Annotated in this window: 6 protein-coding genes; 1 reads left to right on the top strand and 5 read right to left on the bottom strand. The window is 74.5% G+C overall.

All coding sequences use genetic code 11. The features are described 5' to 3' along the window. Window positions 1-108: 108 nt before the first annotated feature. The 4 genes from ACFV3E_RS40760 to ACFV3E_RS40745 form a co-directional block, all read right to left on the bottom strand. A complete protein-coding gene (locus ACFV3E_RS40760; protein ID WP_499510346.1) occupies window positions 109-471 on the bottom strand; it encodes a cupin domain-containing protein in 363 nt (120 codons plus the stop codon). A gap of 9 nt (window positions 472-480) precedes the next feature. Then, complete coding sequence (locus ACFV3E_RS40755; protein ID WP_500540700.1) at window positions 481-1,311, bottom strand: TIGR02452 family protein; 831 nt, start codon at window positions 1,309-1,311, stop codon at window positions 481-483. A gap of 26 nt (window positions 1,312-1,337) precedes the next feature. Further along, entirely contained in the window at window positions 1,338-2,408 is a 1,071-nt protein-coding gene (locus ACFV3E_RS40750) for an NAD-dependent epimerase/dehydratase family protein (RefSeq protein WP_500540699.1), read from the bottom strand. A gap of 93 nt (window positions 2,409-2,501) precedes the next feature. Next, window positions 2,502-3,218, bottom strand: coding sequence for a lysophospholipid acyltransferase family protein (locus tag ACFV3E_RS40745; protein WP_500540697.1), 717 nt, complete (start codon window positions 3,216-3,218; stop codon window positions 2,502-2,504). 244 nt (window positions 3,219-3,462) lie between these two features. On the opposite strand from ACFV3E_RS40745, the gene ACFV3E_RS40740 reads away from it, so the two are divergent. Then, window positions 3,463-4,653: a S1 family peptidase gene (locus tag ACFV3E_RS40740; protein ID WP_500540695.1), complete on the top strand. Its 1,191-nt coding sequence runs from the start codon at window positions 3,463-3,465 to the stop codon at window positions 4,651-4,653. 22 nt (window positions 4,654-4,675) lie between these two features. Here ACFV3E_RS40740 and ACFV3E_RS40735 read toward each other — a convergent pair whose 3' ends face one another. After that, a complete protein-coding gene (locus tag ACFV3E_RS40735) occupies window positions 4,676-6,121 on the bottom strand; it encodes an MFS transporter (protein WP_500540693.1) in 1,446 nt (481 codons plus the stop codon). Between the last annotated feature and the right edge of the window lie 29 nt (window positions 6,122-6,150).

Here is a 6,150-nt window from a genome sequence, read left to right as displayed (position 1 = left end):
GCCCCGCGGGGGCCCCCCACGCGCTCCCCCCCCCGTGAACACAGGCGCCGGCCCCGGCGGCCCCCCGGGGGGCGGGGGGGGGCCGTCCGGCGTTCCGGGCCCGGGCGGCTATCCGAGCCGCACCCCGGTCGTGCCCGTGCCCTCGTTGCCGTCGCCGGTGTTGACCGTGCCGCGCGGCTCGAACATCAGGATGCGGGTGCCCTCCTCGGCGCGCGGGCGGTGCGGGACGCCGCGGGGCACGGTGAACACCTCGTGCGGGCCGAGGGTCACCGTACGGTCCGGCAACTCCAGGTGCAGACGCCCGGCGAGGACGAGGAAGAACTCGTCGGTGTCCGCGTGCGCGTGCTCGGCGAAGTCCCCCTCGACGTTGGCCACCTTCACGTCGTAGTCGTTGACCTCGGCGAGGACGTGCGGCATCCACTTCTGGTCCACGGCGTCCATCACGGTGTCGATGTTGCGCTTGTCGCTCATGTGATTCCTCTACCCGGCGAAGGCGGCGGCGAAGGCCGCCCGGGTGGGCGAGTCCGCGCGCCGGTCCAGTACGGCGAAGACGACCCGGCCGAAGCGGTCCGCGAACCGGCCCCCCGGCCCGAGGTGCTCGCGGAAGGCGGCCGCGACCGCCGCCGGGTCGTTGCGGAACACCCCGCAGCCCCAGGCACCCAGCACCAGGCAGGGGTAGCCGTGCGCCGCGGCGACCTCGAGCACCCTGCCCGCCCGCGCCGTCAGCGCGGCCGGCACCCGGTCCGCGGCGCCGGGATCCTGGCGGGCGATCACCCCCGCGTTCGGTGCGGCGGAGGTGAGGAAGCCGGCCTCGAAGGGCTCGTCCAGCAGGACGCCGTGCTCGTCGCGGAAGACCGGGACGGCGGGGGAGTGGATCACCCGGTCGCTGTAGAAGGGGCTGCGGTCGGCCCGGTGCCAGTCGTAGAACTGCCTCGCCGTGAGCAGCGTCGTGTACAGCGCCGACGCGCGGCACACCGCCTCCTCCTGGGCCTGCGCCCCGTTGAGGTAGCCGCCGCCGGGGTTGCGCGCCGAGGCGAAGTTCAGCACGGCGACCGGGACTCCCGGTGCCTCCCGCACCAGGCGGTGCGCCGCCTGCAGGCTGTCCTCGCCGGTCACCTCGAAGGACGTGGGCCCGGTGCGCTCCGTGCGGGGGCCGGGATCGACGGGCCCGGGGCCGTACATCCGCGTCCCCCGCACGGCCCGCGCGACGGCCTCCCCGATCGCCACCTCCACGCCGCGTGCCGTGCGGTAACGGCCGGTCGCGACGAGGCCTTCCGTCTCCTTGGCGAGGGCCCGCAGGCGCGCACTCATGTCCGGTCCTTTCCCACGCCCCGAGGCTAGTTGGGCTCCCGGGGCCCGGCGAGCGGTTTTCCGGCGGCCAGCCAGCGGTCCTCGGCCTCGTAGTCGAACAGGTCGCCGAACCGGTCATACGTCGACGCCAGGACGGGGAAGGCCTCCCGCCAGTCCCGCCCGCCGAGCCGCTCGACCAGCCAGGCCACGTTCTCCGGCAGCGACTGCGCGTAGCCGGTGACGGCGCGGTAGCCCAGCTCGCGCTCCGCGGCCGACATGTCGAGCACGAAGGGGTGGGCCGTCGTCCACGGGGTGTCGCCGACGTTCTTCGCCGGGGGAGGGCCGTCCACGGTGTACGTCTCCGTCTCGTGCCCCAGCAGCGCGCCGACGGCGTCCGCGATCTCCGCCACCGTCGGGGCGTACGGGTCACCGGCGTTGAGCACCCGGGAGCCCGGGCGGCGGGCGGCCAGCCGCACCAGTTCGGCGAGGTTCGCGGCGTGCACCGGGTGGAAGCGGCTGGCGCCGTTGTACGCGAGCACCCGGAACGGCCGCCGGTCCACGCCCCGCTTGACGAAGTACAGCTCCCTCGGCCGCAGGCTGTGCGGGCCGTGGACGGCCCCGGCGCGCAGCAGCGTGACGGGCAACCGCTCCTCCGCCGCGAGGAGGTCGCGCTCGAGTGCCACCTTGCGCGCGGAGTAGCCGCCCTCGCCGGGGGCCAGCACGGCTTGCGTCTCCGCGACGGGCACCGGGAAGACGGGCGCGCCGCCGGGCTCCCCGCCGGTGTCCAGGCTGCGGCCCCGGCCGTCCTCGTAGACGGAGCAGCTGGACACGACGACCGCGGAGCCGATCCGGTCCGCCAGGTCCGTCAGCTGCCGCGCGTGCTCCGGCCCGTAGGCGACGCAGTCCAGCAGCACGTCGCAGCCCTCGCCGAGCGCCGCCGCCAGCGCCGGGGTGTCCTCGCGGTCCACGGCCACCGGCCGGACCCCGTCGGGCCACACCACGTCACCGCCGCCCCCGCGGGAGGCGGCCCGCACCTCCCAGCCGTCCTCGGCGAGGGCGCGTACCGCCGCCCGGCCGATCTGTCCCGTCGCCCCGATCACGAACGCAGTTCTGGTCATGACGGCGACGCTAGGCGGGCCGGTGACGGCAGGGCCAGGCTCGTTCGCCGTGCGCGGATCCGCCCAGGGCGCAACCGCCCAGGGTGCGACCGGTCAGGCGCTGCGGCGCAGCCGGGAGCCGATGCCGGACTGGCCCTGCTGCTCCGCCTTGACCTCGGACGCGTACCGGTCGACGTACTCCTGGCCGGACAGGCCGAGGATGGCGTACATGATCTCGTCCGTGGCCGAGCGCACCACGAAGCGCTCGTTGTCCATGCCCTCGAAGCGGGAGAACTCCAGCGGCGCGCCGAAGCGGATCGTCACCGGCTTGATGCGCGGCAGCCGCCGGCCGGCGGGCTGGATCTCGTACGTGCCGATCATCGCGCACGGGACGACCGGGACCCCGGCGCGGATGGCCATGGTGGCCACGCCGACCTTGCCCTTGTAGAGGCGTCCGTCGTGGGAGCGGGTGCCCTCGGGGTAGATGCCGAGGAGCTCGCCCTTGGCGAGCACCTTCAGCCCCTCGCGGACCGCCGACTCGCCCGCCTTCCCGCCGGAGCGGTCGACCGGGATCTGCCCGATGCTGTGGAAGAACGCCGCGGTCAGCCGTCCCTTGACGCCGGTTCCGGTGAAGTACTCGGCCTTCGCCAGGAAGGTGATCCGGCGCGGCAGGATCGCGGGCATCAGGAAGTGGTCGGAGAACGACAGGTGGTTGCCCGCGACGATCGCCGCGCCCTCCTCAGGGATGTTCTCCATGCCCTCGATCCTCGGGCGGAACAGCACCCGCAGCAGCGGGCCGAGGACCACGTACTTGAGCACGTAGTAGAACACGGACTGACTCCCAACTGGCGCCGATCGGCTCCGGGACGGCGTTCTGCCAGGTCACAACGCGGTTCGAGGATGGTCAGTCTAGGCGCGGCGGGTGCCGTGCGTCACCGGGCCCGCACGCGCGCGCCGAGTGATTGGTATGGACATGACTAATCGTCACCTCTAGGCTCGCGGCGACGTCAGTTTTGAGAGCGCTCTCACGACCTCCCCTGCACCACTTCCTCCCACACCAGTAAGGGGAACTGCCATGAGACGCAGGATCAGCGCGCGTGCCGCCCTGTCCGTGCTGCTCGTCCTGGCGGGACTGGGCGCGACTTCCACCGCGCTCACTCCCGCCGCCGCCTCACCCGCCGCGGGGAGAGCATCCGCGTCCGCCGCAGGCACGCCGTCCGCCGGGCTCGTCCGGGCCCTCGCGGGCGACCTGGGCCTGAGCCGGGCGCAGGCGCGCGAACGCCTCCGCGACGAGGCCGCCGCCACCCGTCTGGAGCCCGCCGCCCGGCGTGCCGCGGGCGCGGACTACGGCGGGTCCTGGTTCGACGCGCGCACGGGCACCCTCGTCGTCGCCGTGACCGGCGAACGCAAGGCCGCGGCCGTCCGCGGGACCGGGGCGGCCGTACGGGTCGTCGAGCACTCCGCGGGCGAACTCGACGCGGCGAAGGCGGTCCTGGACCGCGGGGCCAGGGCGGGGGCCGCTCCGGCGGCCGTGACCGGCTGGCGCGTCGACCCGCGGGCCAACCGAGTCGTCGTCGACGTCCGCGCGGGCGCGCGGGACACCGCGGCGGTGCACGCCTTCGTCGCCTCCGCCCGGCGGGCCGCACCCGGCGCCGTCGTCACCGCGGTACGCCGGGCCGCGCAGGCACCGGCGACGCTCGCCGCGGGGACGGTCGGCGGGGACCCGTACTACAGCCACAACATCCGCTGCTCCATCGGCTTCTCCGTGTACGGCGGCTTCGTCACCGCCGGGCACTGCGCCCAGCCCGGCGCCGCCGTGTACGGCTGGGACGGCTCCTACGTCGGCGCCTTCCAGGGCGGCACCTTCCCAGGCAACGACTACGGCTGGGTCAACGTCGGCAGCGGCTGGTGGACGGTCCCGGTGGTGCTGGGCTGGGGCACCGTCCCCGACGCCCTGGTGCGCGGCTCCGCCGAGGCGCCGGTGGGGGCGTCGGTCTGCCGCTCCGGGTCCACCACGCACTGGCACTGCGGCACGATCCTGGCCAAGAACGAGACCGTGAACTACAGCCAGGGCAGCGTGTACGGCCTGACGAAGACGAACGTGTGCGCGGAACCGGGCGACTCCGGCGGCTCGTTCATCAGCGGCGACCAGGCCCAGGGCGTCACCTCCGGAGGCTGGGGCAACTGCTCCTCCGGAGGCGAGACCTGGTTCCAGCCCGTCAACCCGATCCTGGCCCGTTACGGCCTGACCCTGCACACCGCCTGAGGCCACCGGCCCCGGTGGACCCTCAGTGTCCCGTCGCGCCCTCACGGGCGCGGCGGGGCATCAGGAAGGCGGCCGCCAGGGCCGCGACGAACGCGGCCGCGGCCATGAGCGCCGTCCACTGGGTCGCGGGCACCGTGCCCCCGTCGGCCGCGTACGAGAAGAACGCCGTGCCGAGCACCGCGACACCGACCGAACCGCCCAGCTGCTGCACGGCGTTGAGGACGCCCGAGGCCGATCCGGTCTCGCGCTCCTCGACGTCGGCGAGGGCGATGTCGAAGAACGGCGCCATGACCAGGCCCATCGCGAAGCCGTTCAGCAGGAGCGCGGGCAGCAGTTGCCAGGTGGTGGCCCCCTGGCCCGCCAGGTGCACGGTGAGCGCCAGCGCGGCGACGGCCACCGCCGACAGCGCGAAGCCGGCCTGGATGGTGCTCCGGCCGTACTTCGGGCCGAGGACGGCACCGGAGAGGACCGCGCCGACGACCGTGCCGGCGGACCAGGGGATCATCGACGCCCCGGCGTGCAGGGCGCTGTAGCCGAGCCCGACCTGCAGGTGCAGGGTGAGCACGAGCATCAGCCCGCTGATCGCCGCGAAGAAGGCGACGCCCACCACGAGCGCGGCGGAGAAGCCGCGGTGGCGGAAGAGCCCCGGCTCGACGAGCGGGGAACCGCCCCGCGCCACCAGCCGCCGCTGGTACCGGGCGAAGAGGCCGAGCACCGGGACCGCGCCCGCCATCGACAGGTACGTCCACAGCGGCCAGCCCAGGTCGCGGCCCTGGACCAGCGGGTACACCAGCATGAGCACCCCGAGGCTGACCAGCGCCGACCCCGGCAGGTCCAGCCGCGGCGCGTGCGGCGAGCGGCCCTCGGGCAGGATGCGCAGCGCGACGGCGAAGGCGACGACGCCGATCGGGACGTTGATCAGGAACACCGAGCGCCAGCCGGAGCCGAACAGGTCGGCGTCGGTGAGGAACCCGCCGAGCACCGGCCCGGCGACCGCGGCGAGCCCCATGACCGGCCCGAACGCACCGAAGGCCGCCCCCTGCTCCTTCGGCGGGAACATCTGGCGCAGGATGCCGAGGCCCTGCGGCACCATCATGGCGGCGAACAGCCCCTGCGCGGCCCGCCCGCCGATCAGCATCCCCGCGGAGCCCGCGGCCGCGCACAGCGCGGAGCACACCGTGAACCCGGCGAGCCCGACGAGGAACATCCGGCGGCGGCCCACGATGTCGCCGAGCCGCGCCCCCGTGATCATCAGCACGGAGAAGGCCAGCGTGTAGGCGGCGGTGATCCACTGGATCCGGGTGGAGCTGCCGCCGAAGTCCGCACGGATCGAAGGCGAGGCGACGCCGACGATCGTGGCGTCGAGCAGATCCATGATCTCGACGGCGAGGATCACGGCCAGCCCGAGCTTGCGCAGGGGGTGGCCGGTGGCCGGGGGTGCCGGCGGGGAGAGGGCTTGGGTGGTCATGGGGGCCTCCGCGAGATCGGACGAACAAC

The organism is Streptomyces sp. NPDC059718, assembly GCF_042733315.1.
GTDB lineage: Bacteria > Actinomycetota > Actinomycetes > Streptomycetales > Streptomycetaceae > Actinacidiphila.
Note: the sequence above shows the minus strand (reverse complement) of the source record. Positions and strands in the feature narration are given on the sequence as shown.

What these genes read in the sequence shown, in the direction of transcription:
- ACFV3E_RS40760 (WP_499510346.1), bottom strand. Translation starts at nt 471, where the DNA reads ATGAGCGACAAGCGCAACATCGACACCGTGATGGACGCCGTGGACCAG.
- ACFV3E_RS40740 (WP_500540695.1), top strand. Translation starts at nt 3,463, where the DNA reads ATGAGACGCAGGATCAGCGCGCGTGCCGCCCTGTCCGTGCTGCTCGTC.
- ACFV3E_RS40750 (WP_500540699.1), bottom strand. Translation starts at nt 2,408, where the DNA reads ATGACCAGAACTGCGTTCGTGATCGGGGCGACGGGACAGATCGGCCGG.
- ACFV3E_RS40755 (WP_500540700.1), bottom strand. Translation starts at nt 1,311, where the DNA reads ATGAGTGCGCGCCTGCGGGCCCTCGCCAAGGAGACGGAAGGCCTCGTC.
- ACFV3E_RS40735 (WP_500540693.1), bottom strand. Translation starts at nt 6,121, where the DNA reads ATGACCACCCAAGCCCTCTCCCCGCCGGCACCCCCGGCCACCGGCCAC.